Raw genomic sequence first — 13972 nt, forward strand, 5'->3', positions numbered from 1 at the left:
CGGCTTATGCGGCGTCGCGGCTGGCGTCGGCGGACGCCGGCGGGCGCGCCACCAGATGGCCGAGCATGATCGCGGTCATCAGCCGCTCCATCTCGAGCCACGCAGTGACATGCGACATGGTCGGCCGGCCACCGAGCGTGAGCTGATTGACGTCGTCGACCGCAGTCAATCCGCGCGGATAGAATTCGCGGAAGATCACGCGCTCGGCCAGGCCGTCGACCAGGCGGAAATTCAACGTCTTCGACAGCTCGGTGAGAGCCTCGCCGACCAGGCGCTTGTTGCGCGACCCGATCGTGGACAGGCGGTTGCGCAACACCACCCATTCGAAGGCCGGCTGATCGTGCGCGCTGCGCTGGCGCCGCGCCTCCTCCACCATGTTCGCATAGTGGCTGATGCCGGTCACCTTGAAGTCGTTCGGATCGACAGTGCCGAGCACGTCGAAATCGACGAAACTGTCGTTCAGCGGCGTGATCAGCGTGTTGGCCAGCGAATGCGTGAACGTCGTCAGATAGGTATCGTGGCCGGGGCAATCGATCACGATGAAATCGTGCGACCGGCTCAGCCGTTCGACGATCTCGGCGAGCGCGCTGCGGCCGAGCGTCTCGACCTCGCTGCTCCTGCCGTTGACCGTTTCGAAGCACATATGCGCGGGGATGCCGAGATCCAGCGAGGTCTCCCGCGCCCAGTCCCGCCGGTTATCGACGTAATGCGTCAGCGACTTCTGCTTGTTGTCGAGATCGATGGTGGCGACACGCTGACCCGCCTTGATCAGCGCGATGGCGATGTGCATGGCAATTGTCGATTTGCCAGAGCCGCCCTTGTTGTTTCCGACAACGATGACGCGCGCGTTTGTCATGGGAATCCCTACCGGACGCTTGAGTCAAAGCAGGACGAAATGGAATGTAATGAATGGTTGGAATCTCCCTGATTTGACGAATCTCGACAAGAGTCGTCGCAACATCGTTGCGATCGAAATCCAGCGGTTGCGACAACATTGTCACAACCTGAATCGGCTTGGCGGTCTCGCTTCACCTCTCTCCGTTAGAGGTCGGATTGCGCCTGGCGATGCGAAACATCGTCCGGTGCAATCCGGGTGAGGGCTCTTGCTCTCTCGATAGACCGAAACCCCTCACCCGATTTGCTGCGCAAATCGACCTCTCCCAACGGAGAGGTGAACGTTCGACGGCGCTCCAGCCCAACCTAATCTGACTGGCCTAGCGTCCCTGGAACACGGCCGCGCGGCGTTCCACGAAGGACTTGATGCCCTCGGCCGCATCCGCGGTGTTGAGCACGCGTTCGCGGATTTGCGGGATGATCGCAATTGCCGCCTGTTCGCCGGCTTCGATGAACCTGCGGCCCGCTTCCTTCGTCACCTGGATTCCGAGCGGTGCGTTGCGCGCGATGATCGCGGCAAGCGCCATTGCGCGTTCGATCTGCTGACCGGCCGGCACCACTTCCTGCACCAGACCGATCCGATGCGCTTCAGTCGCGGAGAACTCGTCGCACAGCAACAGGTGATACATCGCATCGCCCCACCCGGCGCGGCTGATGTAACGGAAATGCGCGCCGGCCAGCGGCGCGATGCCGCGCTTGGCCTCCATCTGGCAGAAGCGGCTGTCGTCCGCGGCGACGACGATATCGCCGGCCAGCATCATCTCGATGCCGACGGTGAACACGATGCCCTGCACCGCCGTGACGATCGGCTTGCGGCATCGTTTCGACAGCCCGAAGGGGTCGACGTTACCCTCCGGCAGCGGCTTGCGGGTCGCCGTCGGGCCGAAGAATTTCGGCATGTCGAGGCCCGCGGTGAAGCTGCCGCCGGCGGCACAGAGCACGCCGACCCAGAGGCCGTCGTCATTATCGAGCAAGGTCAGCGCGTCTGACAGCTCGGCCATCATCTCCGGGCTGAAGGCATTCTTCTTGGCAGGATTGTCGATGACGATCTTCAGGATGTGGTCATGCCGCTCGTGGCGGACCCGCCCCTCGCTCGCGCCGTCGGACATCTGTTCCTCCCTGCCTTGTGACTGAACATTTTCTGGATGATGCTTGTCATCCAGATGCATGATGGTCATAATCCAGAAGGAGAGTCAAACAGGGGCGATGCGAGATGGGCCATTCCCAGGCCGACAAGGCCAGGAGCCGTGAGCGGATTCTGAACGAGGCGGCGGCGCAGATCCGCGACAAGGGGCTCGACGCGCTCAGCATCGGCAGCCTGATGCAGCAGGTGAAGCTGACCCATGGCGGCTTCTATGGGCACTTCGCCTCGCGTTCCGAGCTGATCGCCGCCGCGCTGCAACAGGCGCTGACTTCAGGCGAAGCGTCAGCGCACGCCGCGCGCGATCCCGACAAGCCGGTCAGCGTCAACACGCTGGCGCGAAGCTATCTCAGCCGCAGCCATCGCGACCAGCCCACGTCGGGCTGCGCGATCGGCGCGCTGATCTCCGATGTCGGCCGCGCCGACGCGCAGTGTCGCGCGGTGATGGAGCCGCACATCGAAGCCTTCATCGCCAAGATCGCCGAGGCGCTCGGTGACAATGACGATAGCCGTGCGATCGTCGCTGTCAGTGCGATGGTCGGTGCGCTCGCGATCTCGCGCGTCCTCACCGATCCGAAGCGATCCGATGCCGTTCTGCGCACGGTGCGCGACAGCGTCGTAGCGATGGCGTCCGATGAATGATTTTGCCCGCGCCGCGGGCACCTTGTTTAAGCATGATCTTTTCGGAAAACCGGTTCCACTTTTCCGGATCATGCTCTTGATGGAGCAAGCCATGAACGACCGATCCGTCCTCGAGCCGACCGCCGTGCAGGGAAGCGTGCTGATTGCCGGCGTCGGCGCATCCAACGGCCTTGGCGCTGCGATCGCCCGACGCTTTGCCGCCGGTGGCTATCCCGTGGCGATCGCCGGGCGCAACGCCGAGAAGCTCGCCGCGACGGCGGCCGAACTCGCAGCAAGCGGAGCCAACGTCACTCATGTCGTCGGCGATGCATCCACCGCGGCCGATGTCGCCCGCTTCGTCGAGGCGGCCCAACAGCTCGCGCCGCTGGCGATGGCCGTGCACAATGCGGGCTCGAACCGGCCCGCGCCGTTCCTCAAGGTCAGCGAGCAGCGCTTCGAGGAGCACTGGCGCGAACACGCGCTCGGCGGTTTCCAGCTCGCGCAAGCCGCGATCCCCGCCCTGCTGGCGCGCGGCGGCGGCACGCTGGTGTTCACCGGCGCCAGCGGCTCGCTGCGCGGCAAGGCCAATTACGCGCCCTTCGCCGCCGCCAAGGCCGCGCTGCGCGCGCTGGCGCAGAGCGTGGCACGGGAGTTCGGGCCGCAGGGCATTCACGTCGGCCACGTCGTGGTCGATGGCGGCATCGGCGGCGACCGGCTGCTGAGCCTGCGTCCGCAATTGAAGGACGAGCGCGGGCCGGATGGCCTGCTCAACATCGCGGCGATCGCCGACGCCTATTGGGTGCTGCATCACCAGCATCGCAGCGCCTGGACGCTGGAGCTCGACCTGCGGCCCTGGGCGGAACAGTTCTGACGGCCGAGCGTCGCCGCCCTTCACCCGGGAAAATCGGTTGCGATCGGCCGAAATCTTGTCAGGCTAGGCGACAAGGTTCGTCGAGATCGCACCATATCCCGGGAGAAGGCCATGTCGCAGCCGACACCGATCCTGCATCATTTCGATCAGTCGCCGTTCTCCGAGAAGATCCGCATCATCTTCGGATTCAAGAAGCTTGCCTGGAACTCGGTGCGGATTTCCCGGATCATGCCGCGGCCGGATTTGATGCCGATGACCGGCGGTTATCGCCGCACCCCGACGATGCAGATCGGCGCCGACATCTATTGCGACACCCAGATCATCATCCGCGAATTGGAGCGGCGCTATCCGGCGCCGACGCTGTTTCCCGCGGGCAATGCCGGGATGCCCTGGGCGCTCGGCATGTGGGCCGACCGGCCGTTCTTCCAGAACACGGTGAACCTGGTGTTCGGCTTCATTGGCGACAAGGTCCCGCAGGATTTCATCGCGGATCGCGAGAAGCTGCGCGGCGCCAAGTTCGACGTCGCCGCGATGACCGCAGCGCTGCCGCAGATGCGCGACCAGTTCCGCGCCAACCTCGACTGGATCGAGGCGCAGCTCGGCGATAACAGGCCATGGCTGTTCGGCGAGTTCAGCCTTGCCGATGTCAGCGCCTCCATGAACGTGTGGTACGCGCGGCAGAGCCTCGCCACGATGGACGAGATCATGAAAGCCTTTCCGCGCGTTGCAGCGTGGGAAGAGCGCATCCGCGGCATCGGCCACGGCACGCGCACCGAGATGTCGTCAGCCGACGCGCTCGAGATCGCGGCGAAAGCGCAGCCGGAATCGCCTGTGTTCGGCGACCCCGCGGATCCGAACGGCCGCAAGCCCGGCGACATCGTCAGCGTGATGCCGGACGACTACGGCAAGGTCCCGGTCCGCGGCGAGATCGTCTCGCTGTCGGCGCAGCACATCGCGATCCGCCGCTCCGACGAGCGCGCCGGCGAGGTCGTGGTGCATTTCCCGCGGGCCGGCTTCCTGGTCGTCCCGGGCTGACCGTCGCAGTCGCCGCCACGGCTGGGGAATACGGGCGAGCTGGAAACGCTGCGTTTCGCGGCGTGACCTTGCCGGCCGGCGAACAAGCCATACCTCCACACCATCTCCAACCGAAGGCTCCACAGCGCAGGCTTGCGGACATGCTCCGCAGCAACACGACCTCCCGGCCTGCGTGCGATGGGTGGCCCGTGGCGGATGCTCCGCCATGCCGACAACTGGACTCTGTGATGACGACCTCTCTCGAATTCGGGCTCGACACGTTCGGCGACGTCACTAAGGACTTGGCCAGCAAGGATTTGGCCGGCGTGCCGCTGTCGCATGCCCAGGTGATCCGCAACGTCGTCGACGAGGCGGTGCTGGCCGATCAGCTCGGAATCGATTTCATCGGGCTCGGCGAGCACCACCGGGCGGACTTTGCGATCTCCTCTCCCGAGACCGTGCTGGCGGCCATCGCCGCGCGCACCGAAAACATCCGGCTTGGCTCCGCGGTGACGGTGCTGAGCTCGGACGATCCGATCCGCGTCTTCCAGCGCTTCGCGACCGTCGATGCGGTCTCGAACGGCCGTGCCGAAGTGATCCTCGGCCGCGGCTCCTTCACCGAATCGTTCCCGCTGTTCGGCTTCGACCTCAAGCAGTACAACGAGCTGTTCGAGGAGAAGCTCGACCTGTTCACCGCGCTGTTGAAGCAGGAGCCGGTGACATGGCAGGGCAAGCTGCGGCCGCCGCTGAAGGGCCAGTCGGTCTATCCGCCGATCGAGCACGGCCGGCTGAAGACCTGGATCGGCGTCGGCGGCAGCCCCGAATCGGTGGTGCGCGCGGCGCATTACGATCTGCCGCTGATGCTCGCCATCATCGGCGGCGATCCCAAGCGCTTCGCGCCCTATGTCGATCTGCACCAGCGTGCCTACCAGCAGTTCGGCCGGACGCCGCAGCCGATCGGCGTGCATTCGCCGGGCTACGTCGCCGAGACCGACGCGCAGGCGCGCGAGGAGCTGTGGCCGGACTACAAGGTGATGCGCGACCGGATCGGCAAGGAGCGCGGCTGGCCGCCGATGGGCCGTGACGAGTTCGTCTCCGAGGCCGAGCACGGCTCGCTCTATGTCGGCGCGCCGGAAACCGTCGCCCGCAAGATCGCGGCGACCGTGAAGGCGCTCGGCGCGGCGCGCTTCCAGCTGAAATACTCGGCCGGCCCGCTGCCGCACGAGAAGCTGATGAAGAGCATCGAGCTTTACGGCAGCAAGGTGGTGCCGATGGTCCGCGACATGCTCGCGGCGTAAACACAGCGAGAGAGCTTCGGTCCCGATTGAATCAGAGCCGAAGCTCTGGATTCCTGCTTGACGCGTTTTCTTCACGCGAACCGGTGTCCATCCCGGATCAAGTCCGGGACAAGCTTCGCTCGAAAACGCTCTGGCCGCACAAAGCAAAACCCCCGGCGTTTTGGCGCCGGGGGCTCTGTTAGATCACAGTCGGATCAACCGGTATTACCAGTTGCGCTGAGCGCGGAGGGCGAACAGGTAGGTGTTCTGATCCTTCAGCTCGTACACGCCGGCCGGCTTGCCGATCGCGGCGCTGCCGGGATAGGTGATCGTGCCGGCATAGCTCTGATCCAGGCGGGTGTAGGTGAAATCTGCCGAGAAGGTCAGGTTCTTCACCGGGGTCCACTGGGTCTGGGTACCGAGCTGCGCAACGCTGTAGTTCGGGTTGCACGAGGTCAGGCCGGCGGTGCCGAAGGTGGCGCCGAACGAGCCGCCAACACCATTGCCGGTCGGGCCGCAGATGTAGCTCTTGGCAGTGCTGTTGTAGTTAACCTGGGCCCAAGCACCGTAGATGCTGGTGTTCCAGTAGGGGTTCCAGTTGTGGATGTACGCACCACGGAAGCCGTAGGTCGTAATCAGCTGCTGCGAGCCACCGTTGATGAACACCGAGTCGGGCGCAAAGCCGAAGCCGATGCTCTGGTAGGCGCCGGGAACGCCGGTGCCGCTGAACGCGGTAAAGGCGGAAGTGCCCGAGAGCTCTTGCAGGTTATACCGGGTCGCACCGTTGGTGTAGACGCCCTGGATGTTGATGGTGTCGCCGGGTCCGGTCGGGATGTTCTTGATCGACAGGGCCAACGCACCAGCCCAGCCCCACTTGTCGTCGGGATGGCCGGTCAACTCGGTGCCGCCGTAGTAGGCCGCGTGGTTGTCATGCGCCGCGAACGACGCCTGGAACAGACCCCAAGCCTGGTCGACGCGGAGAGCCGCGATCAGGTCCGGAGCGATCGTGCCGGCATAGTCGCTGGTGCCGTACGGACCGAGTGCGCCCGGAGCCGCACCGAGGTTGAGCACGCCAGCCTGGGTGTAGGCAACCTGGTCCTGAGCCGACAGAGACAGCGACACGCCGTTGCCGAACTGCGCGGTGTAGCTGAACTGGTTCACACCGGTGACCGTGCTGTTGCCGCCGACGAGACCGTCGAAGGTGTTGCCGGCCGGGTAGTTGGTCCACGGAGCAGCGAACTGCGAGACCGCCTTACCGATGGTGAAGCCGGCGAACTGGATGAAGGCGTAGTAGACGCCGACCGTACCGGCCGCAACCGCAGCGCCGTTGGCGTTGTTCGGAGCCGAGACGGTGCCGATCGCCGAGTAGACGGACGAACCGTTGCCCTGACCCGCGTAGCTGTCCGAGGTCCAGTTGAAGGTCGCATCGAAGAAGGTGCGGACCACGCCGTATTCGGTCGCGGTGCGCGTATCGATGTTCAGGTCTTCACGGGAGCGCCAGGTGTAGCCGTTGGTGAAACGGTTGCCCGCACCGCCCGCACCACCGTAGTTACCGGTGTGGTCCGAGTTGGTGTTCGCCACGACGTCGACACGCAGGTAGCCGCCCAGCTTGATACAGGTATCGGTGCCCGGGATGTAGTAGAAACCGGGACCATACAGGGAGCAAACCTTCACGTACTCGACCGCTTTGGCCTTGACGGGAAGATCGGCCGCCTGAGCTCCGCCGACCGCGACGAGAGCCGCCGCCGAGCCGAGGATAAGGCTCTTAACCATCTTCATGTTAAACCTCCAAGTTGCTCTATCTCAGGGAAGGTTCCGGATCCGCCGGGTAAAACACCCTCAGGTTGGTTCCCTTTGTCCCTTAAACCCCGCTCAGTCGCTTCGCGCCTTCGGACACACCCGCATGAACGCGAGGGACTTAAGCGAACCACCTAAAACGGGACGACCTTGGGATGCCCCCCTCCGTCGCAGTTCCATATGAGACAGAAGGCCCCCGATCACGCAACAAAAGACCGCTGAGTTTGGGATGAGTTGCGGCTGTTTTCGGGCAAATGTTGCACAAATATCACGGGCATTTGAACAGCGGCGTCCGGACAAGCGGCTGATTCCAAAAAGGAATATTTAAGTTACCGTTGGCGGGCACAAGTTTGGGCAACACCGGGCGGAACGGTGTGCAAAACGCGTAATCCTACGGAGCAAGCGGCGGCTAGCACCGATTTGGAGACGGCTGATTCCGCCGCCTTGCTCATTATTTTGGCTCAAAAATAGCCGGCATCTGAACGAGATAACCTGCCTCGGATACCGCCGACTCGGACCTGGAAGGGGGCATTCCGATTGCTCGGAGCAGGCCAAACGAGGGCGGACGGATCACGCGAGCTGTCCAGTAGCGAAGCTCGATGTCAGTGAGATGTCAGCCCGCGTGAGTCGGACGAAGGCGCCGGGCGTATCAGTCGTCCAGAATATCCAGCAGATCTTCGATCCGCTCGAAAGGCGGCTCATTCGTGTTGCCCGAGTAGAAGACGCGATCGCCGTCCCGCTGGAGCGAACGTGCCTTGGAATGTGCCTTGGATCGTGCCTTGGATTTCGGCAGCCTTCCCGGCAGGAACGTCGCGGCGACAGCCTCAGGCCCGACGTCGAGCCGCACGATCCCGCGCCGCTTGCAATCGATCCTGAGTCTGGCCGCCGCGAAGAAGTCCCGGCCGGCGGCGGGCAGCTTGCCGAACCGGCGCGAGGTCTCTTCCTCCAGATCCTCCAGGTCGTCTTCGTTCCGGCACCTGGCGGCGCGGCCGTAGATTTCAAGCCGCATGGCTTCCGATTGCACGTAGCTCCGGGGCAGGAGATCGGCGAGCGGAAGGTTGAGATCGGGCACCCATAGATCGGCGGCCCGGTCGCTGGTCTTCTCCGAGGCCTGTTTGAGAAGGTGGCTGTAGAGCACCGGCCCGAACACCTGCACATGGCCGGACTGCCGCTCGGACAGCAGATCGCCGGCACCTCTGAGATCCAGATCGCGCTCGCTGATGGCGAAGCCTGCGCCCGGTCTGCTGAACTCCTCCAGAACCGCGAGGCGCTTGCCGGATTGCTCCGAACTGGATTCGGTCAGCATATAGGCGAAGGCACGCGTGCCGCCGCGGCCCACCCGCCCTCTGAGCTGGTGCAGTTGCGCCAGGCCAAACTTCTCCGGCCAGCACACCACGATGGTGTTCGCCCGGGGGATGTCGAGACCGCTTTCGACGATGTTGGTTGCGAGCAGGACGTCCGCCTCGCCTTCGACGAAGCTCATCATGCGGTCGTCGAGTTCGTCGGCGGGCAGCTTGCCGTGCAGGCAAACGATGCGGAGCTCCGGAGCTGTCGCCTGCACGCGCGCCAGCATCGGCTCCAGATCCTGGATGCGCGGACAGATCAGGAAGCTTTGCCCGTGACGCCGCTGCTCGCGCAGCAAAGCGGCTGCAATGGCAGCGTCCGAGAGCGGCGCGATCTTGGTCACGACCGGCAGCCGATGAACCGGCGGCGATGCGATCACGCTGAGCTCCCTGAATCCCGCAAGCCCCGCCGCAAGCGTGCGCGGGATCGGCGTGGCGCTCATCCAGAGCGTATGGACGCCCTTTGCGAGGCCCGACAGCTTCGCCTTCTCCGCGGCGCCGAAATGCTGCTCTTCGTCGACAATGACCAGACTGAGCTTGGCGAACTTCACGTCCTTCGACGCGATCGCCTGGGTGCCGACCACGACCTTCATCTTGCCGCTGCGCAGGCCCTCCTTGGTCTCTCGCATGTCCTGCGCGGAGGTCGCGCGCGACAGGCTTCCGACCTCGATGCCAAGCGGCGCGAACCGTTTGCGGAACGTTGCGACGTGCTGCCTGGCAAGCACGGTGGTCGGCACGACGATGGCAACCTGCTTGCCCGACAGCGCAACGGCCGCCGCCGCGCGCAACGCAACCTCGGTCTTGCCAAATCCGACGTCGCCGCAGACCACCCGATCCATCGGATGCCCCGAGGCGAGATCATCGAGCACGTCGCGAATCGCCTTCGCCTGATCGACTGTCGTGAAATACGGAAAGCGCGCGACGAACCGCTCATAGGCGGGGCCGGGAGCGACCAGCCTCTGCGCGCGACGGCGGCGCCGCTGCGCGATGTGCCTGGCGAGCGCCTTGGCGGCAATCTGGATTTCCTGCTCCGCCTTGGTCCGCCGCGCCCACCACGTGCTGCCATCGGCCTTGTCCAATGTCAGCCTGCCGAGCTCCGCGGCATACGGCCAGATCAGCGCAAGATCGGCCGGCGGGACCAGCACGGCGTCATCGCCCGCGAATGCCAGCCTGACCATCTCGCGCGATGATCCCTTGCCCGATTCTTTGCCCGATTCCTCGCCCATGTCGAAGGTCTGCAAGCCGTCGAGCACGGCGAGCCCGCGCTGCAAATGAACCACGACCGCGCCGCGCTCCGGCACGTCGGGATGATCGAAGGCTGCAGCCCAGGCCTTGGCCATCGGCTGCGGATGATGCGCCCGGCTGCCGAGCACGTCGGTCGCCGTCACGACGACCAGCGGCTTGCGGCCGGAACCGATGAAGCCGGTGTCGAAGTCGGCCAGCAAGGCCGCTTCGCCGCCCCGTCCCTTCGCCGCCTCGTTCCAGTCGGCGCAGCGTTCCGCCTTGATCCCGCTCATGCGCTCCATCGCGCGCAGGTCGTCCTCGACCGCCGCGACGAACAGCAGCCGCGACCCGGCGCGCTCGGTGTCGGCAACGAAGACGCGGAGCGCCTTCCGCGACGAGGCGAGCTTCGAGAAATCGGGCGTCGCCGTGAACGCCGCCTTTCGCGGCAGCACGCTCATGCGTTTGGCGAGCCGCTTCCAGTCGGCAAGCCCGAGATATTCGCGTTCGACGTCGCGGCGGCCGGCCGCCTCCTTGATCGTGCCGAGCCAGCTATCGGCATGACCCGACACCGCGGCATCCGCGATCCAGCGCGCGCGCTGACAATAATCCGGCAGCGCCGCGCGCTGTATCCGCTTGCCGCCCAGCGCGATCCGTTCGGACATCGGATCGATCAGCAGCTCCTGCGTGTCGAAGACGACGTCGTGCTCGTCCGGATCGACGCCGGCGATGCGGCGGATCACGCCGGCGGAATGCTCGATCCTGAACGGCCCCAGCGCGCCGGCGGGAAACACCTCGAACGTCATGCCGTGAAACAGGACACTTCCCGGATAATCCGCCTCTTCGTCGAGATCGTATCCGAGCGCTTCCAGGCGATCCTTGAGATCCTGCTCGGAATAAACGGCGCCGACCTTCAGGCTGATGCTGAGGCGGGCCCAGCTCGCCGGCAGCGGCAGCCGCTCCATGATCGCTTCCGCCGTCGACACCAGGAACACCGGCTTCCTGCTCTTCGCAAGACGCCGCAACACCGAACTTCGTCTGCCGGCGATCTCGCGCGACGGTTCCAGCCCATCGAACGGCAGGGTGTTCAGCCGCGGGAATACCAGCACCTCGAGCGAAGGATCGAGCGAATGCAGCACGCTGCCGAGACGTTCCGCCCTGTTCTCGCTGTCCGCAAGGAACACGATGCCGTCACGGCCGGACTTCTTCCATTGCTCCAGCAGATGCAGCGCCAGCATGCCGAGCGGCGAGGACGATGAGATCCCGGAGCGCGCCGCTCCCCTGCTTTTCTTGCTCACGCCAGCAGCAGCGCGAGTCTTCCTGGTCTTCGCCACGTCACATCCATCGTTATGTCGAAAGTCCGAGTGCCTGATGACAAGCATTTCGGGGCGACTCGGGGCCTGCCGCCCCTGGCATGGAGACCAAAGCGGCACAGGTTTCCGACAGAAGGCCCGATCCGACCCCCGAAATGCCCGCCGGGGCGAGATCGGGAGAAATCGATTCTTCCATCTGAATCAATAGCTTGTTTGCTGGCTGGGGCGGGAGGGATCGAACCTCCGAATGGCGGAATCAAAATCAGGCAGGACTCGCTGAAATATCAAGGGCCATTCTGAATTCTGCGCAGTTTTCGGCCCCAATCAGATCAATAGGTTAGACAGTAGTTCAGAATGTCCCCATTAGCAGGATGGTCAAGGCATAGATGCTCCCCGTCTAAGAATTGCCCAAGCAATTCTTAGACTGTCCTAGACAGCAGCCAATATCCATTCATGTCTCCTCAGGAATAGCCTGGATTCCAAGGCCGGGCATGTGTCCATCTCGCCGCTTGCGGTTTTCAGTTCCGATAATCGGAGATTATCAACATTCATCAACCTCCATAGAACGAGCACTGCACAATTGGGCCACCCCTTGCTTCGCGCGCTGTCTGCGGCAAGACGCCTGAGGGCTCACGGTCATCCACCGCCCCGATTGGCAGCGGCCTTGCCCGACTACCGGTGATACGCGCCCGCTGATGGCGTCGTGGCGCCGTTTCGCAAGCCGCCGCCAATGGCCGAGCCCAAGATCACCCCGACCTAAATCGAGAGGATCAACACCCAATGCTCTACCAAGACAAGGCGACGCCTGCTGAATGTTGGGCTGTGCTTCAGGACGCGATCGGCCAAGGTGGGCTCGAGTATCACGAGAGCGGCACGTTCGTGAGGATGCTTCCGCCTGGGAAAGACCTGTTCGCGTAATCCTTTCGAGTTCTTGACGGGGAGCCCGAAGAAGCTGGGGATAGCACCTGCCCGGCTCCTCCAAGGCCGGGCCCCTACCAGAAAGGCGAGGGCTCGAAGTCCCCTACCCCGGGCCCTCGCCGCTGCAGTGCCGCGGCCGGCATCGGCTGTTGCGGCCAGGCAACCAACAAAACTCTGGCGAATCCCAACGGACCATGCTGCGTCCCGTCTTTAGCAAGGTCGGGGTTTTCTTCTATTCACTTGCCTAGTCGCTTATCGCCTTTTCAATCTCGACAGCCACTTGCCTGAAGTGAGCCGCCAGGCGTTCGTATAGCTCGCGCTTTTTATCGGCTGTAGCGCTCATAGCGATCTGGTGCGCCAGATCGGCTTCAGCGCGAAGCTTCTTCACGCTCGATACCATGTCTTCCATGGCGTCTTCCTGCACGCTACGAGCGACCAATTCGCCTGATAAGAAACGGCCTCCCCTTGGCTGGCTTTAGGACATGAGGAGGAAAAAGGCCGCGCTCACGGCGATTCCATCAACGCGAAGCCGAGCACCTACGTATTCAACAACGTCAATCTGATCGAACATTCGCTTTAGCCTGCGCCGCTTGGCGGGCGACCGCATTTAAGTATGCACGTCAGCGTTGTTGCCGTAACGGGTAATTAGTTCGCTTAAAATCGACTACTGCGATTCACATAGTGAAATGACCGCGGCGCTCGCCAAATGCTCCAATGTGCAGATTGCGTGTGTCAATTGATGTACCCAGTGAATTTCGCTGAACTGCCTATGCAGGCCCGGTTCCTCGTTCGAATGGGAACTACTGGCTGGATGGTCGATGACCGAGAACGAAAGGGCCCCGCTCTTCTCAAGGACGGCAATATCGCCGAGAAACTTACCAAGGGGCAGGCCGAATTCATTAACGGGCACCTCGTCCTCCAGCAGCACCGGCACGAGGGAAAATGAAACAGACTTCGCGTCGCCCGGCGACCTCGTCCTCTGCCGCGGCGAGCGCTTCCTGCACTGGATCAGGGTCGCATCCGCGATGGCGCGGAGCTTCAAGTGAACGAATTGGTTGCGGTCTCGCTGAAGAACTTGGCCCCCTATGCGATGATCGCTACAGGTTTCGTGATGGTGCTTGCCGGCCTGATTGCCCGATCGCGGCAAAAGCGATTTGAGGCAGAGCTGGAAAAAACGGAGCCGAGACCACCGGGACAGAAACCACTAAGAAAAAAAGCGGCACCCGTTCCACGTTCATCGAACGCGAAGACAATCGACGCCGATTAGGGCGCCGGCCAAGTCGAGAGGATCAGGGCTGAAGACCGGCCGTCGTGCGGCCGTCGCAGACATGCCGGCGGATTCTCGACCTCATCCCAGGTCCGCGAGATCGATGCAGAAAAACGGCGCGCTGGCAGTATTCTAGGCCGTGTACCTATCAACACAGCGGCATGATGCGGTGAAGGCAATGTCCGCTATGCCCCGACAGCGGCCAAGTTAGTGCGGCAAGATGCTATATAGTGGCGCCGTGGCCCATAGCACCTTCGCGATTGTGGCTGCGCATGACGTGAGATGGGAGCGGTCG

General features: G+C 63.6%; 12 protein-coding genes. 6 read left to right on the forward strand and 6 right to left on the reverse strand.

Features of this window, described 5'->3' with window-relative positions; genetic code table 11:
- Positions 1-4: 4 nt before the first annotated feature.
- Entirely contained in the window at positions 5-790 is a 786-nt protein-coding gene (locus tag ACVW17_RS35205) for a division plane positioning ATPase MipZ (protein ID WP_456798575.1), read from the reverse strand.
- Here ACVW17_RS35205 and ACVW17_RS35210 point away from each other — a divergent pair.
- On the forward strand, positions 789-1097 hold the full coding sequence (locus tag ACVW17_RS35210; protein WP_456798576.1) for a hypothetical protein: 309 nt from the start codon (positions 789-791) through the stop codon (positions 1095-1097). The genes ACVW17_RS35205 and ACVW17_RS35210 overlap by 2 nt on opposite strands.
- Positions 1098-1214: 117 nt before the next feature.
- Here the strand turns inward: ACVW17_RS35210 and ACVW17_RS35215 are convergent, their stop codons facing one another.
- Positions 1215-2003 carry a crotonase/enoyl-CoA hydratase family protein gene (locus ACVW17_RS35215; protein WP_456798577.1) on the reverse strand — a complete coding sequence of 263 codons (789 nt, stop codon included), beginning with the start codon at positions 2001-2003 and terminating at the stop codon, positions 1215-1217.
- A 104-nt stretch (positions 2004-2107) separates the two neighbouring features.
- Here ACVW17_RS35215 and ACVW17_RS35220 point away from each other — a divergent pair, with 104 nt between their 5' ends.
- The 4 genes from ACVW17_RS35220 (at position 2108) to ACVW17_RS35235 (ending at position 5839) form a co-directional block, all read left to right on the forward strand.
- Positions 2108-2677, forward strand: coding sequence for a TetR/AcrR family transcriptional regulator (locus ACVW17_RS35220; protein WP_456798578.1), 570 nt, complete (start codon positions 2108-2110; stop codon positions 2675-2677).
- Between the two features lie 91 nt (positions 2678-2768).
- A complete protein-coding gene (locus tag ACVW17_RS35225) occupies positions 2769-3527 on the forward strand; it encodes an SDR family NAD(P)-dependent oxidoreductase (RefSeq protein WP_456756174.1) in 759 nt (252 codons plus the stop codon).
- A gap of 111 nt (positions 3528-3638) precedes the next feature.
- Complete coding sequence (locus ACVW17_RS35230) at positions 3639-4562, forward strand: glutathione S-transferase family protein (RefSeq protein ID WP_456798579.1); 924 nt, start codon at positions 3639-3641, stop codon at positions 4560-4562.
- Between the two features lie 227 nt (positions 4563-4789).
- A complete protein-coding gene (locus tag ACVW17_RS35235) occupies positions 4790-5839 on the forward strand; it encodes an LLM class flavin-dependent oxidoreductase (protein ID WP_456798580.1) in 1050 nt (349 codons plus the stop codon).
- A gap of 204 nt (positions 5840-6043) precedes the next feature.
- Here the strand turns inward: ACVW17_RS35235 and ACVW17_RS35240 are convergent, their stop codons facing one another.
- From ACVW17_RS35240 to ACVW17_RS35255, 4 genes are all read right to left on the reverse strand, one after another.
- Positions 6044-7597, reverse strand: coding sequence for a porin (locus tag ACVW17_RS35240; protein ID WP_456798581.1), 1554 nt, complete (start codon positions 7595-7597; stop codon positions 6044-6046).
- Between the two features lie 667 nt (positions 7598-8264).
- Positions 8265-11417 (reverse strand): DEAD/DEAH box helicase, encoded by a 3153-nt coding sequence (locus tag ACVW17_RS35245; protein ID WP_456799009.1) that lies wholly within the window; start codon positions 11415-11417, stop codon positions 8265-8267.
- A 1237-nt stretch (positions 11418-12654) separates the two neighbouring features.
- Entirely contained in the window at positions 12655-12819 is a 165-nt protein-coding gene (locus ACVW17_RS35250) for a hypothetical protein (RefSeq protein WP_456798582.1), read from the reverse strand.
- Positions 12820-13074: 255 nt separating this feature from the next.
- A complete protein-coding gene (locus ACVW17_RS35255; RefSeq protein WP_456798583.1) occupies positions 13075-13452 on the reverse strand; it encodes a hypothetical protein in 378 nt (125 codons plus the stop codon).
- Here ACVW17_RS35255 and ACVW17_RS35260 point away from each other — a divergent pair, their 5' ends adjacent.
- Complete coding sequence (locus tag ACVW17_RS35260) at positions 13453-13677, forward strand: hypothetical protein (RefSeq protein ID WP_456798584.1); 225 nt, start codon at positions 13453-13455, stop codon at positions 13675-13677.
- Positions 13678-13972: the final 295 nt, after the last annotated feature.

The sequence above is a fragment of the Bradyrhizobium sp. USDA 4473 genome (assembly GCF_054063335.1).

Bases quoted from the DNA above. Each gene is read 5' to 3' on its own strand.
- ACVW17_RS35245 (WP_456799009.1), bottom strand. From the start codon at position 11,417: ATGCTGGCGCTGCATCTGCTGGAGCAATGGAAGAAGTCCGGCCGTGAC.
- ACVW17_RS35235 (WP_456798580.1), top strand. From the start codon at position 4,790: ATGACGACCTCTCTCGAATTCGGGCTCGACACGTTCGGCGACGTCACT.
- ACVW17_RS35205 (WP_456798575.1), bottom strand. From the start codon at position 790: ATGCACATCGCCATCGCGCTGATCAAGGCGGGTCAGCGTGTCGCCACC.
- ACVW17_RS35240 (WP_456798581.1), bottom strand. From the start codon at position 7,597: ATGAAGATGGTTAAGAGCCTTATCCTCGGCTCGGCGGCGGCTCTCGTC.
- ACVW17_RS35225 (WP_456756174.1), top strand. From the start codon at position 2,769: ATGAACGACCGATCCGTCCTCGAGCCGACCGCCGTGCAGGGAAGCGTG.
- ACVW17_RS35210 (WP_456798576.1), top strand. From the start codon at position 789: ATGGCAATTGTCGATTTGCCAGAGCCGCCCTTGTTGTTTCCGACAACG.
- ACVW17_RS35220 (WP_456798578.1), top strand. From the start codon at position 2,108: ATGGGCCATTCCCAGGCCGACAAGGCCAGGAGCCGTGAGCGGATTCTG.
- ACVW17_RS35215 (WP_456798577.1), bottom strand. From the start codon at position 2,003: ATGTCCGACGGCGCGAGCGAGGGGCGGGTCCGCCACGAGCGGCATGAC.
- ACVW17_RS35250 (WP_456798582.1), bottom strand. From the start codon at position 12,819: ATGGAAGACATGGTATCGAGCGTGAAGAAGCTTCGCGCTGAAGCCGAT.
- ACVW17_RS35230 (WP_456798579.1), top strand. From the start codon at position 3,639: ATGTCGCAGCCGACACCGATCCTGCATCATTTCGATCAGTCGCCGTTC.